This window comes from Microbacterium sp. 69-10 (assembly GCF_001897945.1).
Lineage (GTDB): Bacteria > Actinomycetota > Actinomycetes > Actinomycetales > Microbacteriaceae > Microbacterium.
The window spans coordinates 145,915-164,272 of sequence record NZ_MKRT01000016.1 but is presented as its reverse complement, the minus strand read 5'-3'; the positions used below and the strand labels follow the sequence as shown (position 1 = coordinate 164,272).

The window sequence follows — 18,358 nt, the reverse complement described above, 5'->3', positions numbered from 1 at the left end:
GGCTCACTGATGACGAAGTCATGACAGGCCTGTAACTTTTATGTAACGCGGTTGTCTCCTTCCCCACAGTCCGATCCCCGCGATGACCAGGGCGCCCGCCGCAGCGACGAGCATCCCGCCCTGCCAGCCGAGGGCATCGAGCCCCAGGCCGGCCGCAGGGCCTCCGACCGCGCTACCGAAGATCGTCGCGGTGCCGAGCCAGCTCATCGCCTCACCACGATGCGCGAACGGCACGATGCGCGAGACTTCGCTGGACACGCTGATGACCACAGGAGCGGAGAACGCCCCGGTCAGCGTCACGAGGACGGCGAACCATCCGCGCCCGGGTGAGGGCAGGACCAGCAGCGCCGAAACACCGAGCGCGGCGAGCATGAAGACCGCCCGCGGGGGGCGTTTCAGGATGCCGAAGACGAATCCTCCGATGAGGGATCCGAACCCCCAGAGGGCCAGCGCCCATCCGACGGACTGCGGGCTGCCCCATCCGATCATCGCGGCCACGATGCTCAGGCTCTGACCGCTGAGCGTGAAGCTCGCCGCGAATCCGATCCCGAGCAGCATCACGACCCGCACGCCGAGCCAACCGGGGAGCACCGTGCGCCACCACCGGCTCGACGTCTCGATGACGGGAGGCGGGGGTCCGTCCGCATCGTGCAGCGGCGGGTTGACGACCCAGATCGCCAGGCAGGCTGCCACGGCGCCGATCTGGAGGATGAACAGCACGACCGACGTCGGGAGCATCGATGCGAGAGCGACTCCGATGATGGGTCCGAGGATGTAGGTGATGTCGGACAGGATGCCGTCCAGCGCCATGGCGCTGTTGCGCTGACTCGCGTCGCTGTTGCCGATGAGCACCGATCGAGTGATCGCGAACGTCGGTACGGCGAACAGCCCCGCGATGGCGGCCAGCGGCAGAAGCAGCCAGTATCCGAACCAGGGTGCGATCACCCAGCACGCGGGCACGACGATGAGAGACGGGAGGGCGGATCTGCGCAGGCCCAGCCGGTCGAGCCGCCGCCCGCGGTACGGCCCCGAGATGCCCAGACACACGGCCTGAACCCCCGTGACGAGGCCGGCCATCGCATAGCTCTCCTCCAGCCGCCCCACCACGTGCAGTGTCAGCACGACATTGGCGGCCCACATCGGTGTGCGCGAGAACAGCGTGAGGACGAACATGTCCCGCACTGCCGGCATGCGCAGCAGATCAACGTACGCCCTCATGGTCTCAGCTGTCGTTCGGAACGGAGTCGAGCGGCCGCACCCCGCGTACGGGTGCTCCTACTCAGCGCTGCGAGGCGATCCATCGATCGACCGACGCGAAGGCCACGGACACCGGAACCGCCCCGTTCGAGACGACGGCCCAGTGGAACCCCGGGAGGTCGAATGCGTCGCCGAGCTCCTGGCGGGCATGGGCGCGCATCCGCAGGATCTCCCTCTTGCCGACGCCGTACGCGCAGCACTGCCCGGGCCAGGCGAGGTAGCGGTCCACCTCGTGGACGACGTGGTCCAGGGTCGTGGCGGTGTTCTCGAACATGAAGTCGATGGCCCGCTGCCGGCTCCATCCCATCGCGTGCATGCCGGTGTCGACGACCATCCGGCAGGCCCTCAGCGCTTGGAAGGAGAGCCTTCCGAGACGCGCGAAGACATCACTGTAGAGTCCGAGCTCGTCGGCGAGCTGTTCGGAGTAGAGACCCCATCCCTCGTTGAACCCGCACACCTCTACATCCAGGTGGCGCCTGTATCGCGGCACGTTCAGAAGCTGCGAGGTCGCGAGCTGCAGATGATGCCCGGGGACCGACTCGTGGAACGAGAGCGCCTCGTATTCATAGCGATACCGCGACGTGGGGTCGGCCGTGGCGAGGCACTGTGCGCCGTTGCGGCTGCCATCGACCGTCGGCGGTCGGTAGTACGCCATCGCGCTGTTGGCGGACTCCGCAGCCGTCAGCTCCACGATGTCGCAGGGACCGATCGGGCAGTCCGTGGGAAAGTACTCCGGAAGCGCCGCTTCAGCACGACGCAGGGCGCCCTCGGCGATGTCGACGAGCTGCTGTCGCGATGTCGCGCGCAGCTCGGGGTCCGATCGGAGACGCTGCTGGATCGTGACGCGATCCGTGACGCCGAAGGCCTGTTCCCCGATCTCGCTCCAGAGCTGGTCCAGCTCGCGCAGCGCCTCGCGACCCAGCTCATGCACACGTTCCGCGGAGAGGTCTGTCGTGGTGTGCTTGGCCAGCTCATCGGCGTACGCCTCCTCGCCGCCTTCCATCCAGCACACCCCCGCCTTGTCGTCGGGACGGGCGAAGGGCATCGCCTCGCGGTCCAGCAGTTCAGCCAGCTCGCCCAACGCGGGGACGACCCGTGCGGCAAGCGCCTCGGCGCGATCACGCCAGGCCGCGCCCGCCGGACTCGCGACCGGTCGCAGCAGCGTCCCGTCCTCTCCGTCGGCCTCCTCGCGCAGCTGTCGCGCTGCATTGCGCACTCCGACTGCCGTCGGAGTGCGCCCCGATGCGAGCTCATGACGGTATCGCTCGCCGAGCTGGGTGAGATAGTCAGGAAGGGCTGCCAGTCGGTCGAGGTACTGCTCGGCGCCTGAGGCCTCATTGACCGTCGTCGCGGCAAGCGCCTGCAGCAGAGTGCCCTGCCTGCTCACGTACCCCTTGCCGGAGATGTTCGCCGCCCACAGCGAATGCTGCGCATCCGTCTCCGCCCCCCGTGCCAGGGCGACCAGCACGTCCCGGTCGACGGCCTCGGCGGCATCGAGCGTCGCGGGATCCAGGCTCTCGGCCTGTTCGCGCACCGAAGCGAAGACCGCGCGGGCCGAGTCGGAGGTCTCGGCGCTCGGCGAGCCGAGGATCCCATCGAACTCTGTGAGTCCGAGGAGCGTCGCGTTGAACGGATCGTAGGTGTGCTTCGCCTCGAAGTAGGTCTCACCGAGGGCCGCGAGGGTGTCATTCATGAGGACTCCTGATCTGTGTCCGGGAGGGTGGTGTCGTGTGTTCTCAATGCACTTCGGCCGCGTGGGCGCGGCGGTCGCGGGCCGCGATCAGAGCAGAGATCCGCGCCATCTCGTTGCCGACGATCATCAGGCCCTCATCCACGCCCATTCCGGGCTTCGCGAGCACTTGGTCGGCACCGCACGCCATCGCGATGTGGGCGCTGACGCGCGCGGAGACGTCCGTCTCGTTGCACGTTCCCCCGCAGAACGCACCGACGCCGCCTCGGCGTGCCGTCAGCAGCGCCTCGACGGTGTTGCCGATCCCGCCGAGATCAGGGGTCTTCACCTGAACCATGTCCGCGGCACCGGAGGCGACGAACTCCCGGATGTCGTCGAGCGTGTTGCACCACTCGTCCGCGACGATCTCGAGGTCGATGTCACGTTCGCGCAGAAGACGTCGCAGCTGCACGCCGGCAGCGATCTGCCCCTCGCGGCTGCCGGCATCCACCGGATGCTCGACGCGCAGTCGGTACGGCGCGGCCCGCTCGCGGAGTCGGCCGAGGTAGGCCACCACGCGCCCGAGGTCCCCTGAGAAGATGACGCCGAGCATTCCATAGACGTCGATGTGGATCACGGGGCGGTAGGCAGAACCACCGATCGCGCCGATGCGCTCGGCGACCCATCCGACATAGTCGAGCAGAAGACCGCCGTCATAGCCGAGCTTGTCGTCGACGGCGTTGATGAGGCCGTGCGGAAGCACGTCGACGCCCTTCATGATCATCTTGTCGACGTTGAGGAAGCGATCATCGCCGCTCTGGGCGTAGAGAGGGACCGGCTCGATCTCGATCCCCGTGCTGTACTCGTCCCGGATGACCTCGGCCATCGTCCGTCGCTGCACTTGAGCGGTGGCGTCCAGCAGGGCCTGCGAGATGCCGTAGCGGGACGGGATGGACAGGTCCATCCCGTCCACAGCTTCGGCGACCGAGCGGAACTCGGAGACATCCGTTCCGATGAGATGCGGTCGAAGCAGACTCTCGACCTCGGACATCGTCGCCTGCTGCGTCATGACCGCGCCACGACCACCCACGCCCGCGTACTGGACTTCAGCGCAGTCCCCGAGCGCGATGCGCCCGTCCTCGAGTACGAGGATGAGGGAGACCGCAGATCCGGGCTCGCGGACGCGGGAGAATCCCTCGGTGCGGGGTCGCCCCGTGTAGAGGAATCCGTCGCGTTCGGCTCCGCCGCCGATGGCCGCCTGATCGTCACGATAGAAGCCCGAGCGCGCGGGGACGGCGATGAGGTCCTGGACTTCCATGCGGACGTTCCTTCCATAATCCTTCAGAGGCAGGCAGCTTCGCGAGCTACAGTGCATTGTATTCAATCTACTGTAGTGCGTACACTGGACACGACGCCAGAACTTCTCCACTTTTCCGCTCGGAGGTCACCATGCTCGACGCAGAGGACGAGAACTGGTCTTCAGAACACCGGAATCGGTCACTGGCGGAACGCGAACTGTCCGCAGCGCTGGACAGACTCGACCGTCTCGGCCGGCCTCTCAACGCGGTCGTCTCCGCGATCGCTCACCCACGCAGGGCGACCACCGGACCGCTGGTCGGGACCCCCATCGCGGTCAAGGACATCATCGCCGTCGCCGGACACCCGGTGGGCAACGGCAACCCGGAGGACATGGTCGGCCCGCCCGCCGAGCACGACGCCCCGGTCATCTCGCTCCTCCGTGCCGCCGGGGCCGATGTGTTCGCGCTGACCTCTCTGCTGGAGTATGCCGCGGGCGCACCACACCCGGATCTTCCGGAGGCTCGCAACCCGGTGCGGCCGGATCGCACCGCCGGCGGCTCGAGCGGGGGATCAGCAGCGCTCGTCGCTGCCGGCGTGTGCCGCGTGGCCGTCGGAACGGACACCGGCGGATCGATCCGCATCCCCGCGGCGTACTGCGGCGTCGTCGGGTACAAGCCCACCTTCGGTCTCGTCTCCGCCGAAGGCGTGACACCCCTGTCGCCGTCGCTCGATCATGTGGGTCTCATCACCGCGACGGTCGACGACTGCCTCTCCGTGCTGCCGTCCATCGTCCCCGCCCTCGCATCGGAGGTCGCCTCGCACGAGGCCGCGCCGCGCGCCGGCTACCGCCTGGGCGTGCTCGACGGCCAGCTCGCCGACCCGCGGCTGGATCCCGAGATCGCCGCCATCACCCGCGGCGCCCTGGACCGTCTCGCGTCCGCCGGCCGCTTCGACCTGGAGCCGCGCGACGCGGCGCCTCTGGCGGCGATGGACGAGCTGCTCGGCCCGATCCTCATGGTCGAGGCGTGGCGGGTGCACGAGGCGATCATGAAGACCCGTCCCGAGCACTTCGGCGCGACGACACGACGGCTGCTCGCCGAGGCCGAGCACGCCGCACCGGCCGCCCGGCTCGCGGCCCTCGAACGCCGCGAACGGCTCCGCCCGGATGTCGATGCCCTCCTCGACGGCGTCGATGCCCTCGTCGGCCCCGTCGTGCCGTACCCGGCGCCCGAGCTCACGCCGCCGGTCGACACACCCGAGGGCGAGATCGAGGGCATCTTCACCGGCCCGTACAACGTCACCGGTCAGCCCGCCGTCGTCATCCCCTGCGGCATGACCGCGGACGGGCTGCCCGTCGGGCTCCAGCTCGCCGGACGTCCCGGCGATGACGTGGCTCTGCTCCGCCTCGCCGCTCGTGCGGCATCCGTTCTCGCCTCCCCCGCGCCCTGACGAACGCGCTCGCGTCGCGTGCAGGCGCGTCGAGCGAACCGCCCGGGCGTGGGTGAGTGGTGAGGGCCCGGTCGGACCGGCCCCTCACCCCTCGCCGCTCACGGCCAGATCTCGCGCAGCGCACGCAGGATGTTGCCGCCGAGGACCGCACGGATGTCATCGTCGCTGTACCCGTGCGCGACGAGCCATCCGGTGATGTTGTGGAACGACTCCTCCATGCTCTCCAGGCCAGCCACGTACTTCACGCGCGGATGCTCGGGTGCCGCCGCCATCGCCCCCGAGAGCAGGTTCGCGAACTGGGTGTGCAGTCCGACGTGGTCGACGAACAGTGTGTCCGGCCCGAAGGCGACGTGCTCGATCCCGATGAGGTCTGCGATGTACTCGAAGTGATCCATGACCGAGTCGAGCGAGTGCGCCCGGTGCTCGTAGGAGATCGTCGTGTGCGGCGCCGCGGAGATGCCCACGACGCCACCCGTCTCGGCGATGGCACGCAGCGCGGGGTCGCGCTTGAGTCGCGGGATGTCCCAGAGGGCGCGCGCGCCGGCGTGGGTCATGAAGACCGGCTTCTCCGATGCCTCGCAGGTCTCGATCCCGGTGCGATCGTTCGAATGCGAGACGTCGATGGCGAGGCCGACCTGGTTCATGCGGGCGACCGCCTTGACGCCGAAGCGGGTCAGCCCGCCGTCGTCGCCGTCGACGAGTCCGCCGCCCAGCGAGTTCGACTCGGAGTAGGCGATCCCGATCTGCCGCAGCCCCAGACCGAACAGGACGTCGAGCCGGTCGAGCTCGTTCTCGATGGGCGTGGCCGCCTCGAGGCCGAAGACGATCGCGACGGTCCCGTCCCGACGCGCCTGCTCGATGTCCGCGACCGACCGTGCCACGACCACATCGCCCTGATGCGCGATGTCGACCTGCCTCATCCCGAGATCGGTGATGACGTCGTCCCATCGCCACGGCGCGTGACCGGTGATGCAGGCCGTCCCGTCCGCCATGTTGTCGAAGACCGCCGTGACGCCCGATCGACGCAGTCCCTCGAAGGCGGTGTGCTGGCGCCCGGTGCGGTTGTACGCGGGGATCTCCGTCACGTCCTTGGGGAACACGGTCGGATGATCGTGCAGGGAGACGACCAGGCTCTCCTCGAGCAGCGCGGCGGCGCGGGCCGCCTGCTCCGGGGTGAGACCCAGGTCGTAGGGCGGAACCCGGTCGACCTCCGGGTCGAGCTCGAAGCGCGGGATCGTCCCGTCCGGCAGATAGGAGTAAGAGGTGTAGGCCATCAGCGCACCGCCCCCGCCGCGGCCAGACCGCGGTCCCCAAGTCCCTCCGTCGCGCCGAACCCGCGCAGCAGGATCTCCCAGGCGCGCATCCCCTCGCGCAGACGACGCACCCGGAAGAACTCGTTGGGCGCGTGGTGCCACTCGTCGGCGACGGCGAAGGAGAAGAACATCGTCTTCGCGCCGAGCGCCTCCTCGAAGAGGACCGTCGCCGGAAGGGTGCCGGCGATGACCGCGAGCAGCACCTCCTCCCCCGGATACACCTGCTCGAGCGCGTCCCGCGCGATCTGGATTCCGGGATGCCCCGGGTCGATCGTGTACGCGGGAACCGCACCGTCTTCGAACCGCACCTCGACCCGCACCCCGGGCATCGCGTGCGCCCGGATGTGGGCGTCCAGTGCGCGGGCGACCGTCTCCGGGCGCTGGCCCGGCACCAGACGGCACGTGACGTGCGCCGAGGCCACATGCGGGATGACCGAGTACGCGCCGCCGCCGGCGATCCCGTTGACCTCGATCGTCGGCTGCGTCCAGAGACGGGCCAGCGTCGACATCCCCGGCTCGCCGTGCAGTGCCGGGACGTCGAGGTCGGCGCGGTAGGCCTCCTCGTCGAAGGCGACCGCGTCGATCTCGGCGAGGCGCTGCGGCGTGAGGGCGGGGATCCCGTCGCCGAAGCCGTCGACGGCGATCCTCCCCTCCTCGTCGTGCAGCGACGCGAGGAGGGCGGCCAGCGCGTGGGTCGGATTCGCGACGGTGCCGCCGTAACGGCCCGAGTGCAGATCGCGGTTCGCCCCGGTGACCGTGATGTCGAGGGCGAGGAGCCCCTTCGACGCGATCGACAAGGACGGCTCGTCGGTCCGCCACTGCGCGCCGTCGGCCGAGACCACCAGATCGGCGCTCAGGTCCGCGGCATGGGTACGCACATAAGATCCCAGGTTCGGGCTGCCGATCTCCTCCTCCCCCTCGAAGAGGAAGCGGAGGTTGCACGGCAGGGCGCCCTCCTGCGCGAGGAACTGGCGGCACGTCTCGACGACGAGATACACCGGTCCCTTGTCGTCCGCCGCGCCGCGTCCGCGCACCCGCTCCTCGCCGGTCGCCTCGTCGACGTAGGGCGTGAGGTCGAAGGGCGGTGTGATCCACTCGTCGAGCGAGCCGGTGGGCTGCACGTCGTAGTGCCCGTAGATGAGCACGGTCGGGGCTCCGGGAGCGCCGAGCCAGGAGCCGACGACGGCCGGATGCCCGCCCGTCTCGACGATCTGCGGATCGGCGAAATCGATGCGCGAGGCGATCCATTCGGCCGCTCGACGCATCGCGTCCGCGTCGGCGTCGCGGCTGACGGAGGGGATCGCGACGTACTCGGCCAGCTCGGCGAGGTAGCGACGGTCGTCGGGTTCGAAAGCCAGTGTCATCGTCGGCCTCAGAACATCGAGTGGCCGCCGTCGATGGACAGCGTCTGCCCACTGACCCAGCCGGCCCACTCGGACGTGAAGTACCGCACGCCGTTGGCGATGTCGAACGGCGAGCCGGTGCGCCGGGTCGCGATGTCCTTGACGAGCGCGGCCTGCCCTTCCGGACCGTAGCTGTCCCACTGCGCCTGCGACGTGGGGTTGGACAGGACGAAGCCCGGGGCGATGCAGTTGACCGTGATGCCGAACTGGCCGAGCTCATGGGCGGTCTGCCTCGTGAGGCCGATCTGCCCGGCCTTCGAGCTCGCATACGCCTGGATCCCGGTGAGGCTCACCGAGCGGCCGGCGCCGGAGGAGATGTTGACGATGCGCCCCCAGCCCGCCTCCTTCATGCCGGGCACGACGGCGCGCGTCATCACGAAGGTCGACGTCAGGTTGGCGTTGACCACCGCCGCCCACTGCTCGTCGGTGACCTCTTCGATGGGATGGTGCACCTGTCCGACGACGCCGCCCGCGCAGTTGACGAGCACGTCGACGTGCCCGATCGACTCGACGAACGCGGTCACCGCCGCCGCATCCGACACATCGAGCACGGACTGCGTCACGCCGTCGATCGGGTCTCCGACCAGCCGGTCGACGCCGTGCACGACCGCCCCCTCCTCGACGAGCACCTGCGCGATGGCGAGGCCGATGCCGTGTGCCGTCCCGGACACGAGGGCGGTCTTGCCCGCCAGCCCGCTCCCGATCATCAGAAGGCCCATCCGTCTGTCAGCATGTCTCGCACTTCGTTCACTCCCGTTTCCCAGATTTCGTTCATGGCATCGTCGCCAAGCTCATAAGACCCGCCGAAGTTCCCGTCGCCGGACTGCTCGCGCACGTCGGCCGGGCTGAACTGGGCGATCTTGCGGCGGTCGAGGGCCGGCTTGCGTCCGCCGGGCATCTCGACGCCGGGGATGCGCGTCCACGGGAAGTTCTCGAACCAGCTGCCGTGCCCCGGATCGGATTCGTACTTCTCGGCGACGGCCCAGGTGCGCGGAGCGTTGTACCAGCTCAGGAACTGCGCCTGAACGCGGTGGGGCCGCGTCTTGGCGGTCCATTCCTTGCACAGATCAGCCGCCGCGGTGTTGCCGCCGTGCCCGTTGACGATCGCGAACCGCCTGAATCCCTGCCCCTCGAGACAGTCGAGAATGTCCTCCACTGCGGAGAGGAAGGTCCGAAGCCGCAGAGTGATGCTGCCCGGAAAGGCCGCCAGGTACGGCGTCACTCCGAACGGGAGCACGGGAAGCACGGGGATTCCGAGTGGCTCAGCCGCCTCGACGGCGACGCGTTCGGCGAGAATCGCGTCCGTGCCGAGCGAGAGGAATCCGTGCTGCTCGGTCGAACCGACAGGGATCACTATCCGATCATCATGCTGGAGGTACTCGTCGACGGCCTGCCAGTTCATGTCGTGCAATCGCATGCGTTATTTCCCTTCCAAGGCTTCTCTCGGTGGCAAGGTGGCGATGATGCCGGCGAGTCCGTCACGGCTCCATGTCAGCAGCTCGGTGAGCGCGGCGGCCGCGGCGATTCCGTCGCGCGCCAGGACCGCATCGTGGATCGCCGTGTTGCGGCGCAGCGACTCCCCCAGATAGGTCGGAGAGTGTCGGGCCAGCAGTCCCCAGTAGCGGAGCGACTGACGCCAGGTCGACTCCGCGAAACCGAAGAGGAGGCGATTGGGGCACGCGTCCAGCAATTCGCGATTGTAGGTCTCCAAGGCGGTCACATAGGCCTCGGGAAGGCCCTGCCGCACTGCGCTCTCCATTCGCGCGAAGGCATCGACCAGCCCGTTCAGGGCCGCATCGCTGAGCGAAGCGGCGGCCTGGTTGATGCACTCCGGTTCGATGAGCAGCCGACAAGCGTACAGATCCGCGGCCTGACTCGCGTCGATGTCCGCGACGAAGGCGCCGCGGCGGGGCTCGACGACGATGAGGCCCTGGGCGGCAAGCGCACGCAGAGCCTCACGCACCGGGGATCGACTGATTCCCATCTGATCGGAGAGAGGCACTTCCGCGAGCTTCTGGCCGGGAGCGATCCGACCCGCCAGGATCTCGTTGGTGATCCAATCCTGGGCGGCCACCGCGAGAGACGGGTGCTGCTGCAACGAACCGCCGACCGTGGTCATCTTGCCTGCCTCTCAGAACGTGCTGTCAGTATACAGTACTCAAGATGCGAAGAACATGCATCGGTACGATCCGAAATCGGTGACCAGGAGAGTCGAGGAGACCCATGGACCCAATCGCGAGCGCGACCGTGCGCACGGCCCTCTTCGTGCCGGGCGATCGTCCCGATCGGTTCAGCTCAGCGGCCGCCTCGGGTGCCGACCTCGTGATACTCGATCTCGAGGATGCCGTGTCGACGGCCGCGAAGAGCGTCGCGCGCGACGCCGTCCTCGACTCGATGTCAGCGGGGTTGCGTGCGGCGGTGCGCATCAACGCCCTCGACGCGGGCGGGCGAGCGGACCTCGCCATGCTGACCACGATCACGCGCGACGCAGCCGAGAGCCTGCGTGCGGTGATCCTGCCGAAGGCCGAATCGCCCGAGGACATCGCGGAGATCGCGCACGGACTGCCCGGCGTCGGAATCATCGCCTTGATCGAGAGCGCGGTCGGGATCGCAGCGTGCGAGGCGATCGCTCGATCCCCTCAGGTCGCCCGATTGGCGTTCGGAGCACTCGACTTCGCCACAGATCTGGGTTCATCGAGCCGGACCATCCTCGATTTCGCTCGCTGCCAGATCGTCGTGAGCTCACGGGTCGCCGGTCTCGCGGCACCGCTGGACTCCCCGACACCCGAGTTCCGCCGGAGCGAAGTGGTGCACGCCGGCGCCACGAGCGCCCGCGATCTGGGGTTCGGCGGCCAGCTGTGCATCCATCCGCTCCAGGTGCCCATCGTCGCCTCCGCCTTCCGCCCGACGGACGACGAGATCGCATGGGCGCAGCGCGTCGTGCGCGCTCAGGGCGACAACGGCGCCACGCAGGTCGATGGCGCGATGGTGGATCGTCCGGTCCTCCTCCGCGCGCAGGCGATCCTCGAGCGCGCCGTCGATCCGACGGTCGCCTCCCAGTAGCCGTCGGAGCCCGTGTGCGCTGCGGAGATCACGCCGCCTCTGCGGCATGATCTCCGTTCAGCGTGGCGATGACCTGCTTCTGGTCGCCGCGGACCTCGCCGTAGCGCAGGAACTTCACCCGCTCGACGAGGATCTCGCCCTCTTCCGGCTCGTCCTCGAGCAGACGCATGGCCTCGTCGATGTATTCGGCCAGTGGCACCAGCTCCAGCATCCTCACGCTTATCCCGGCCAGCCGCCACCCCGACCCGCACCGCAGTCACCCCGTCATCCCGTCATCCCGTCCGCACGCGGATAGACTGGAGTCGCCCGCTCGGCCCCCTCCTTGGAGTACGCGTGACCGCAAACACCCTCCCCACCCACGTCCCCGACTCCGTCGAGAACGCCATCGCGACCCCTGAGAAGGAGCAGCCGTACGCGGCGCTCGGCCTCAAGGACGACGAGTACGCCCGCATCAAGGAGATCCTGGGCCGCCGCCCCACCTCGGGCGAGCTGGCGATGTACTCCGTGATGTGGTCGGAGCACTGCTCTTACAAGTCGTCCAAGAACTACCTGCGCCGCTTCGGCCAGAAGGTCTCCGACGAGATGAAGCAGCGCCTCATGGTCGGCATGGGCCAGAACGCCGGCGTCGTCGACGTGGGCGAGGGCTGGGCGGTCACCTTCAAGGCCGAGTCGCATAACCACCCCTCCTTCATCGAGCCCTTCCAGGGTGCGGCGACCGGCATCGGCGGCATCGTCCGCGACATCATCTCGATGGGCGCCCGCCCCGTCGCGGTCATGGATGCCCTGCGCTTCGGTGCGATCGACCACCCCGACACCCCGCGCGTCGTGCACGGCGTGACCGCCGGCATCAGCTTCTACGGCAACTGCCTCGGCCTGCCGAACATCGGCGGCGAGACGGTCTTCGACGCCGTCTACCAGGCCAACCCGCTCGTCAACGCGCTCGCGGTCGGCGTGCTCCGCCACGAGGACCTCAAGCTCGCCAACGCCACGGGCGTCGGCAACCTGGTCGTGCTGTTCGGCGCCCGCACCGGCGGCGACGGCATCGGCGGCGCCAGCATCCTGGCATCCGACTCCTTCGACGACGGCGGACCCACCAAGCGTCCGGCCGTGCAGGTCGGCGACCCGTTCGCCGAGAAGGTGCTCATCGAGTGCTGCCTCGAGCTGTACAAGGGCGAGCTGGTCGAGGCCATCCAGGACCTCGGCGCCGCCGGCATCTCGTGCGCCACCAGCGAGCTGGCCGCCAACGGCAACTCCGGCATGCGCGTCTCGCTCGACAACGTGCTGCTGCGCGACCCCACCCTGACCGCTGAGGAGATCCTCATGTCGGAGTCGCAGGAGCGGATGATGGCGATCGTCGCCCCCGAGAAGCTCGACGCCTTCATGGCCGTCGTGCACAAGTGGGAGGTCGAGACCAGCGTGCTCGGCGAGGTCACCGGCGACGGACGACTCGTCATCGACTGGCAGGGCGAGCGCATCGTCGACGTCGACCCGTCCACCGTCGCGGTCGACGGCCCGGTCTACGACCGCCCGGTCGCCTACCCGACGTGGATCGACGCGCTGCAGGCGGATGCCGCGGAGCTGCTGCCCCGTTCGGATGACGCCGCGACCCTGCGCGAGCAGTTCTTCAAGATCCTCGGCTCGCCGAACCTGGCCGACACCAGCTGGATCACCAACCAGTACGACTACTACGTCGGCGGCAACACCGCCCTCGCCTTCCCCGACGACGCCGGCATGATGCGCGTCGACGAGGAGTCCGGCCTGGGTTTCGCGATCGCCACCGACGCCAACGGCCGCTACTGCCAGCTCGACCCCTACGCGGGCGCGCAGCTGGCCCTCGCCGAGGCGTACCGCAACGTCGCCGTCACCGGCGCGAACCCCACCGCCATCACCGACTGCCTGAACTTCGGCTCCCCCGAGAACCCCGAGGTCATGTGGCAGTTCGGGCAGACCGTCGACGGCCTGGCCGACGGATGCTACGAGCTGGGCACCCCCGTGACCGGCGGCAACGTCTCGTTCTACAACCAGACCGGCGACGTGCCGATCCACCCCACCCCGCTCGTGGGCGTGATGGGCATCATCGAGGCCGTCTCCCGCCGCATCCCGTCGGGCTGGCAGGACGAGGGGCAGAACATCTACCTCCTCGGCACCACCTCGACCGAGCTGTCCGGCTCCGCCTGGGCCGACGTCGTGCACGACCACCTCGGCGGTCTCCCGCCGAAGGTCGACTTGGCGCGCGAGAAGGATCTCGCAGGTCTCATCTCCGCCGCTCGTGACGAGTGGCTGATCTCCTCCGCGCACGACCTCTCCGAGGGCGGCCTGGGCCAGGCCCTCGCCGAGGGCGTCATGCGCTTCGGCCTGGGCGCCCGCGTCTGGCTCACCGAACTCATGGAGCGCGACGGGGTGGATGCCGCATCCGCCCTGTTCTCCGAGTCGACCGGCCGCGTGATCGTGACCGTGCCGCGCGAGGACGACGTGAAGTTCCGCGGGCTGTGCGAGGGTCGCGGTTACCCCGTGCTGCGCATCGGCGTGACCGACTCCGAGCCGACCCTCGAGGTGCAGGACGTGTTCACCGCGACCGTCGCCGAGCTGCGCGAGGCCTCGAAGGCGACCCTGCCTGCGGTCTTCGGTCCGACCGTCACCGAGCCGGCGGCGGTGTGACGGGCACGATGAACCGCACCGACGAGGACTACGGCGATCTCGGCGAGCGCCGCAACCGCCGCATCCGCCTGGTCGCCTGGGTGACCATCATCGCGCTCATCGTCGGCGGTGGCGGGGCGACCGCGGTCACGCTGCTGTTCGGCTGAGGCTGCGATGACCCGACGCAAGCGACCGTACAAGAGCACGGCGATCGTGCTGTGGGCGCTCGGCGTGATGCTGACACTGCCCGCGCTGCTGCCATTGGCGTCAGGCACCCCGGGCGCGCAGGCCTTCGCACCGATCGGCATCTCGATCGGCGTGCTCGTGCTCATCGCCGGGACGCTGCTGTTCTTCACCGGCCCGAAGGTGCCGCTGGAGGACCCGCGCAACCGCCCCGTCGACGACGAGTAGGCGGGACGTCCATCCGCTCACCCGAACCCGACCTTCGCGGGGCCCGAATGGTCGCCTCAACTCTCAGGAAGCGACCACTTGGGACCCGCGAAACGCAGTACCAGAGCCGCGCTCAGCCGACCTCGGACTTGCGTCCGCCGGCCTCGAGCGAGTCGCCCGCCGGCAGCTCCTTGTGACCGCCGAACTGCAGGCGCATGGCGGAGAGCACCTGGTTGGCGAACTGGTCCTCGTCACGCGAGGCGAAGCGCTCGAACAGGGATGCCGCGAGCACCGGCACGGGCACGCCCACGTCGACCGCGGCCTTGACCGTCCAGCGGCCCTCACCCGAGTCGGAGACGCGGCCGGCGAGCCCGTCGAGCGAGGGGTTCTCGTTCAGCGCGGTCGCGGTCAGGTCCAGCAGCCAGGACGAGATCACCGAACCGCGGCGCCACAGCTCGGTGACCTTCGCGGTGTCGATCGGGAACTGGTAGTACTCCGGCTCCTCCAGCGGGGCGATCTCGGCCGAGTGCTCGGCCTCGCGCACACCGGCATCCGCGTTCTTCAGGATGTTCAGGCCCTCGGCGATCGACGCCATGATGCCGTACTCGATGCCGTTGTGCACCATCTTCACGAAGTGACCGGCACCCGACGGGCCGCAGTGCAGGTAGCCCTGCTCCTCCGGGGTGAGCTCGCCGGTGCGGCCCGGGGTGCGCTCGATCTCGCCGACGCCCGGCGCGATGGTCTTCAGCAGCGGCTCGATGTGGTTCACCGCGGCATCCGACCCGCCGACCATCAGGCAGTATCCGCGCTCCAGGCCGAACACGCCGCCGCTGGTGCCGGCGTCGACGTACTCGATGCCCTTCTCGCGCAGCGCCTTGGCGCGACGCACGTCGTCGCGGTAGTTCGAGTTGCCGCCGTCGATCAGGATGTCGCCGGGTTCGAGCACCTCGGCGATCTGGTCGACGACCTTTCCGGTCAGCGAAGCGGGAACCATCATCCACACGACGCGCGGGGTCTGCAGCTTGGCTGCGAAGTCCTTCAGATCGGATGCCCCGGTCGCACCCTCCGCGGCGAGCGCCGCCACGGCATCCTGATTCACGTCGTATGCCACGCATTCGTGGCCGTCCTTCATCAGTCGGCGCACGATGTTCGCGCCCATCCGGCCGAGTCCGATCATTCCCAACTGCATGTCTTCTCCTCGCGTCGTTCCAGCCTTCCCATCATCCTCCCTGCGGCGCGCGTTGGGGAGGAGAACGCACAGAGAGGACGGGGATCAGCCCTGCGCGTTCGCTCCGGCGATCAGCTGCTCGATCTGCTCGCGGGTCACCGGGATGCCGGGGAATCCGACGATCCGCCCGATCGGGAACGACGCCATCATCTTCTCCATGCCGTCGCCCTCCATCATCGAGGCGCCCGCGGCGTCCTGCGGCTCGCTGAGCCCCGCCAGCGCCTGCTGCACGATGGGACCGGCGAACGGGTGCGCCATCACCTCGCCGATCGAGGAGTTCATGTCCAGCGGCAGGCGCACCGTGTCACCCTCGAGAACGGCCGTCGCCGAGGAGCGGATGTCTCGGCGACGAGTCGCCGGATGCCGTGCGCACCGGCACGTCACAGCCGAACTCCTCGCGCAGGAGCGGACCGAGGCGCTCCAGACGGCGTCCGCGCGACCACGCCATCCGCGCCTCGTCGTGCCATCCGGCCTCCCGTGCCACCCCTCACGCTACTGTGAGTCGATGAGCCGGATCAGTCGCGAGGCGCTCGTCTCACGGAGAGCGGATGCCGTCGCGCGCGCCGCCTCCGCGGCATCCGCCCTGGCCGAGTTGGTGCACGACCGTCAGGGCTCGAACGACGACGACGAGCACGACCCGGAGGGCGTGACCCTGTCGTCGGAGTGGTCGCGGCTGACCGCGCTCTCGGAGGCCGCCGACCAGGAGGTGCGGCAGTTCGACGAGGCGCTGCAGCGCTGGGATGCCGGAACGTACGGCATCTGCGCGTCCTGCGGCAGGCCGATCCCGGAAGGACGCCTGGAAGCCAGGCCCTCGGCGGAGCTGTGCGTGCCGTGCGCGGAGAAGGCCGGGGCCTGAGGCGGCACTGTGCGGGCCTACGGCCCGGGGCAGGTACAGATCGGGGGCCGACACGCCAGATCGCGGACGATTTCGCGGGAAACGTCCGAAATGTGGCGTGTCGGCCCCCGGAGTGCGACGGGCCGGACAGGCCACCGGGCGAGACCGGGTCAGGGCCGCGGGATGCGGAACGTGTCGTAGGGCACCCGGCGCACGAGGTCGTCAGCGATCTCGGCGGCGTCCTCCTCAGTGATCCGGTGCGTGACGACCAGGGATGCCAGATACGAGGCATCCACGCGGCGGGCCATGTCGTGCCGGGCGGGGATGGAGCAGAACGCGCGGGTGTCGTTCGCGAACCCCCGGATCCGGCACGCGCTGGCGCAGATCGCCCTGGACGGCGAGATCAAGCTGCGGCATCGCGTGGTCCCCGTGCTCGCGCATGCCGTGCGCACCGGCGGGAGCGCGTCGGCACCGGCATCCGCCATCGCCGCGTGGATGCGGTGGAGCGGAGCATCCGGGCATCCGCTCGACACCCTTCTCACCGGGCACGATGCCGATGTCGCCGCCGCGATGCGTGCGGCGATCGAGCACGAGATCCGTAGGCTGGGGGAGATGTCCGCCGGCGCGGTTCCGCGCGCCGGCGCAGTGAGGAGCTGACGATGGCCGACGACGAGACCGTCGACGCCGCGACGGGCGCGCCCGCGGGCGAGCACGTGCGCCCCGGGGAGAGCGCGACGATCTACGACGTCGCCCGCCTCGCCGGCGTGAACCCCTCCACCGTCTCTCGCGCGCTGAACCGTCCGGGGCGCGTCAGCGCCGCCACCGAGCGCCGTATTCGCGCCGCCGCCGAAACCCTGCACTACCAGGTGAATCCGATGGCGCGCGCGCTGCCGACCGGGCGCACCTCGATCATCGGCCTGGTGGTCTCCGACATCACGAACCCGGTGTTCTTCGACGTGGTCCGCGGCGCCGAGACCGCCGCCACCCGCGCCGGATACACCCTGGTGCTCACCGAGTCCGAGGAGTCGGACGAGCGCGAGTACGAGCGCGCCGAGCGGATGCTGCGCATGGTCGACGGCCTGCTGCTGGCCACGCCGCGCATGCCCGACGAGCACATCCGCGCCCTCGCCGGGCAGAAGCACGTCGCCGTGGTCAACCGCCAGGTGGAGGATGTCCTCTCGGTCGTCCCCGACGCCCAGCACGGCATCGCCGAGGCCGTGCGTCACCTGCGCGGTCTGGGCCACTCGCGGATCGCGTACCTGCCGGGACCCGCCCTGTCATGGATGGCGCGGCGACGCGGGGAGCTGCTCGCCCAGCGCTGCGAGTGGGCGCACATCGACCTCATCGCACTCGACCCCGTGGCCCCGACCGTCGCCGGCGGCCGCAGCGCCGCACGCGCCGCACGCGACAGCGGTGCGACGGCCGTGGTCGCCTACAACGACCTGATCGCGATCGGCCTGATGCAGGAGCTGGTCGAGACCGGCATCCGCATTCCCGCCGACCTCAGCGTGATCGGCTTCGACGACATCTTCGGCGCGGACTTCACCTCGCCCTCGCTCACCACGGTGAAGTCGCCGCTGCGCGAGGCGGGCGACCACGCCCTGTCGGCCCTGCTGGCGCGAGTTGCGGGCGACGCCGCCCCGTATGTGGGCTTCGACCTCGAGACGACCCTGGTCGTCCGCGGCTCCACGGGCCCCGCCGCCTGACGCGCGCCCGCTCGGCCCCCTACGCGGCTTCATTTTGCCGCGCCACCCCAGCTCGCCGAGCCACCAAGGTACCTCCGAGCCACCACGCGAATGACGCGAATCTGCGTGG

20 protein-coding genes and 1 pseudogene are annotated in these 18,358 nt (G+C 69.4%); 8 read left to right on the top strand and 13 right to left on the bottom strand.

Annotated features, from left to right (window positions below; genetic code table 11):
* Positions 1 to 18: 18 nt before the first annotated feature.
* From BGN97_RS06290 to BGN97_RS06280, 3 genes are all read right to left on the bottom strand, one after another.
* Positions 19 to 1,218 (bottom strand): MFS transporter, encoded by a 1,200-nt coding sequence (locus BGN97_RS06290; protein WP_292698984.1) that lies wholly within the window; start codon positions 1,216 to 1,218, stop codon positions 19 to 21.
* A gap of 61 nt (positions 1,219 to 1,279) precedes the next feature.
* The gene (locus BGN97_RS06285) at positions 1,280 to 2,950 is read right to left on the bottom strand and encodes a DUF885 domain-containing protein (RefSeq protein WP_292698983.1); all 1,671 of its coding nucleotides are present in this window, start codon (positions 2,948 to 2,950) and stop codon (positions 1,280 to 1,282) included.
* 43 nt (positions 2,951 to 2,993) lie between these two features.
* Positions 2,994 to 4,244: a methylaspartate ammonia-lyase gene (locus BGN97_RS06280; protein WP_292698982.1), complete on the bottom strand. Its 1,251-nt coding sequence runs from the start codon at positions 4,242 to 4,244 to the stop codon at positions 2,994 to 2,996.
* A 131-nt stretch (positions 4,245 to 4,375) separates the two neighbouring features.
* On the opposite strand from BGN97_RS06280, the gene BGN97_RS06275 reads away from it, so the two are divergent.
* Positions 4,376 to 5,674, top strand: coding sequence for an amidase (locus tag BGN97_RS06275; protein ID WP_292698981.1), 1,299 nt, complete (start codon positions 4,376 to 4,378; stop codon positions 5,672 to 5,674).
* Between the two features lie 98 nt (positions 5,675 to 5,772).
* On the opposite strand, the gene BGN97_RS06270 is transcribed toward BGN97_RS06275, so the two are convergent.
* From BGN97_RS06270 to BGN97_RS06250, 5 genes are read right to left on the bottom strand one after another with little or no spacing between them, the layout of a single operon-like run.
* Positions 5,773 to 6,948: a membrane dipeptidase gene (locus BGN97_RS06270; RefSeq protein ID WP_292698980.1), complete on the bottom strand. Its 1,176-nt coding sequence runs from the start codon at positions 6,946 to 6,948 to the stop codon at positions 5,773 to 5,775.
* Entirely contained in the window at positions 6,948 to 8,351 is a 1,404-nt protein-coding gene (locus BGN97_RS06265) for a M20/M25/M40 family metallo-hydrolase (RefSeq protein WP_292698979.1), read from the bottom strand. The genes BGN97_RS06270 and BGN97_RS06265 overlap by 1 nt, the downstream gene beginning before the upstream one ends.
* 8 nt (positions 8,352 to 8,359) lie before the next feature.
* A complete protein-coding gene (locus BGN97_RS06260; protein WP_292698978.1) occupies positions 8,360 to 9,109 on the bottom strand; it encodes an SDR family NAD(P)-dependent oxidoreductase in 750 nt (249 codons plus the stop codon).
* Positions 9,097 to 9,792, bottom strand: a complete 696-nt coding sequence (locus tag BGN97_RS06255) for a creatininase family protein (RefSeq protein WP_292699039.1) — start codon at positions 9,790 to 9,792, stop codon at positions 9,097 to 9,099. Before BGN97_RS06255 ends, BGN97_RS06260 begins: the two co-directional genes overlap by 13 nt.
* 18 nt (positions 9,793 to 9,810) lie before the next feature.
* Complete coding sequence (locus BGN97_RS06250; protein ID WP_292698977.1) at positions 9,811 to 10,509, bottom strand: GntR family transcriptional regulator; 699 nt, start codon at positions 10,507 to 10,509, stop codon at positions 9,811 to 9,813.
* A gap of 104 nt (positions 10,510 to 10,613) precedes the next feature.
* Here BGN97_RS06250 and BGN97_RS06245 point away from each other — a divergent pair, with 104 nt between their 5' ends.
* Positions 10,614 to 11,453 (top strand): CoA ester lyase, encoded by an 840-nt coding sequence (locus tag BGN97_RS06245; protein WP_292698976.1) that lies wholly within the window; start codon positions 10,614 to 10,616, stop codon positions 11,451 to 11,453.
* Positions 11,454 to 11,481: 28 nt separating this feature from the next.
* On the opposite strand, the gene BGN97_RS06240 is transcribed toward BGN97_RS06245, so the two are convergent.
* On the bottom strand, positions 11,482 to 11,652 hold the full coding sequence (locus BGN97_RS06240) for a hypothetical protein (RefSeq protein ID WP_292698975.1): 171 nt from the start codon (positions 11,650 to 11,652) through the stop codon (positions 11,482 to 11,484).
* Between the two features lie 134 nt (positions 11,653 to 11,786).
* On the opposite strand from BGN97_RS06240, the gene purL reads away from it, so the two are divergent.
* From purL to BGN97_RS06225, 3 genes are read left to right on the top strand one after another with little or no spacing between them, the layout of a single operon-like run.
* The gene (gene purL / locus BGN97_RS06235; protein WP_292698974.1) at positions 11,787 to 14,111 is read left to right on the top strand and encodes a phosphoribosylformylglycinamidine synthase subunit PurL; all 2,325 of its coding nucleotides are present in this window, start codon (positions 11,787 to 11,789) and stop codon (positions 14,109 to 14,111) included.
* An 8-nt stretch (positions 14,112 to 14,119) separates the two neighbouring features.
* Positions 14,120 to 14,257: a hypothetical protein gene (locus tag BGN97_RS06230; RefSeq protein WP_292698973.1), complete on the top strand. Its 138-nt coding sequence runs from the start codon at positions 14,120 to 14,122 to the stop codon at positions 14,255 to 14,257.
* Between the two features lie 7 nt (positions 14,258 to 14,264).
* Complete coding sequence (locus BGN97_RS06225) at positions 14,265 to 14,501, top strand: hypothetical protein (RefSeq protein ID WP_292698972.1); 237 nt, start codon at positions 14,265 to 14,267, stop codon at positions 14,499 to 14,501.
* Positions 14,502 to 14,613: 112 nt separating this feature from the next.
* Here the strand turns inward: BGN97_RS06225 and gnd are convergent, their stop codons facing one another.
* From gnd to BGN97_RS06210, 3 genes are all read right to left on the bottom strand, one after another.
* Positions 14,614 to 15,669, bottom strand: a complete 1,056-nt coding sequence (gene gnd / locus BGN97_RS06220) for a phosphogluconate dehydrogenase (NAD(+)-dependent, decarboxylating) (RefSeq protein ID WP_292698971.1) — start codon at positions 15,667 to 15,669, stop codon at positions 14,614 to 14,616.
* 84 nt (positions 15,670 to 15,753) lie between these two features.
* Positions 15,754 to 16,008, bottom strand: a complete 255-nt coding sequence (locus tag BGN97_RS06215; RefSeq protein ID WP_292698970.1) for a hypothetical protein — start codon at positions 16,006 to 16,008, stop codon at positions 15,754 to 15,756.
* Positions 16,009 to 16,012: 4 nt separating this feature from the next.
* The gene (locus BGN97_RS06210) at positions 16,013 to 16,192 is read right to left on the bottom strand and encodes a hypothetical protein (protein WP_292698969.1); all 180 of its coding nucleotides are present in this window, start codon (positions 16,190 to 16,192) and stop codon (positions 16,013 to 16,015) included.
* Positions 16,193 to 16,213: 21 nt separating this feature from the next.
* Between BGN97_RS06210 and BGN97_RS06205 the strand changes: the two genes are divergently transcribed.
* The gene (locus BGN97_RS06205; RefSeq protein WP_292698968.1) at positions 16,214 to 16,564 is read left to right on the top strand and encodes a TraR/DksA C4-type zinc finger protein; all 351 of its coding nucleotides are present in this window, start codon (positions 16,214 to 16,216) and stop codon (positions 16,562 to 16,564) included.
* 149 nt (positions 16,565 to 16,713) lie between these two features.
* Here BGN97_RS06205 and BGN97_RS06200 read toward each other — a convergent pair.
* Positions 16,714 to 16,902 (bottom strand): annotated as a pseudogene (locus BGN97_RS06200) (glucuronate isomerase); the annotation flags it as partial.
* Between BGN97_RS06200 and BGN97_RS06195 the strand changes: the two are divergent.
* Both BGN97_RS06195 and BGN97_RS06190 read left to right on the top strand, forming a co-directional pair.
* Positions 16,868 to 17,200: a hypothetical protein gene (locus BGN97_RS06195; protein ID WP_292698967.1), complete on the top strand. Its 333-nt coding sequence runs from the start codon at positions 16,868 to 16,870 to the stop codon at positions 17,198 to 17,200. The pseudogene BGN97_RS06200 and the gene BGN97_RS06195 sit on opposite strands and share 35 nt — an antisense overlap.
* 2 nt (positions 17,201 to 17,202) lie before the next feature.
* On the top strand, positions 17,203 to 18,249 hold the full coding sequence (locus BGN97_RS06190) for a LacI family DNA-binding transcriptional regulator (RefSeq protein WP_292698965.1): 1,047 nt from the start codon (positions 17,203 to 17,205) through the stop codon (positions 18,247 to 18,249).
* Positions 18,250 to 18,358 lie beyond the last annotated feature (109 nt).

Bases quoted from the DNA above. Each gene is read 5' to 3' on its own strand.
- BGN97_RS06290 (WP_292698984.1), bottom strand. From the start codon at position 1,218: ATGAGGGCGTACGTTGATCTGCTGCGCATGCCGGCAGTGCGGGACATG.
- BGN97_RS06285 (WP_292698983.1), bottom strand. From the start codon at position 2,950: ATGAATGACACCCTCGCGGCCCTCGGTGAGACCTACTTCGAGGCGAAG.
- BGN97_RS06280 (WP_292698982.1), bottom strand. From the start codon at position 4,244: ATGGAAGTCCAGGACCTCATCGCCGTCCCCGCGCGCTCGGGCTTCTAT.
- BGN97_RS06275 (WP_292698981.1), top strand. From the start codon at position 4,376: ATGCTCGACGCAGAGGACGAGAACTGGTCTTCAGAACACCGGAATCGG.
- BGN97_RS06270 (WP_292698980.1), bottom strand. From the start codon at position 6,948: ATGGCCTACACCTCTTACTCCTATCTGCCGGACGGGACGATCCCGCGC.
- BGN97_RS06265 (WP_292698979.1), bottom strand. From the start codon at position 8,351: ATGACACTGGCTTTCGAACCCGACGACCGTCGCTACCTCGCCGAGCTG.
- BGN97_RS06260 (WP_292698978.1), bottom strand. From the start codon at position 9,109: ATGGGCCTTCTGATGATCGGGAGCGGGCTGGCGGGCAAGACCGCCCTC.
- BGN97_RS06255 (WP_292699039.1), bottom strand. From the start codon at position 9,792: ATGAACTGGCAGGCCGTCGACGAGTACCTCCAGCATGATGATCGGATA.
- BGN97_RS06250 (WP_292698977.1), bottom strand. From the start codon at position 10,509: ATGACCACGGTCGGCGGTTCGTTGCAGCAGCACCCGTCTCTCGCGGTG.
- BGN97_RS06245 (WP_292698976.1), top strand. From the start codon at position 10,614: ATGGACCCAATCGCGAGCGCGACCGTGCGCACGGCCCTCTTCGTGCCG.
- BGN97_RS06230 (WP_292698973.1), top strand. From the start codon at position 14,120: ATGAACCGCACCGACGAGGACTACGGCGATCTCGGCGAGCGCCGCAAC.
- BGN97_RS06225 (WP_292698972.1), top strand. From the start codon at position 14,265: ATGACCCGACGCAAGCGACCGTACAAGAGCACGGCGATCGTGCTGTGG.
- gnd (WP_292698971.1), bottom strand. From the start codon at position 15,669: ATGCAGTTGGGAATGATCGGACTCGGCCGGATGGGCGCGAACATCGTG.
- BGN97_RS06205 (WP_292698968.1), top strand. From the start codon at position 16,214: ATGAGCCGGATCAGTCGCGAGGCGCTCGTCTCACGGAGAGCGGATGCC.
- BGN97_RS06195 (WP_292698967.1), top strand. From the start codon at position 16,868: ATGGAGCAGAACGCGCGGGTGTCGTTCGCGAACCCCCGGATCCGGCAC.
- BGN97_RS06190 (WP_292698965.1), top strand. From the start codon at position 17,203: ATGGCCGACGACGAGACCGTCGACGCCGCGACGGGCGCGCCCGCGGGC.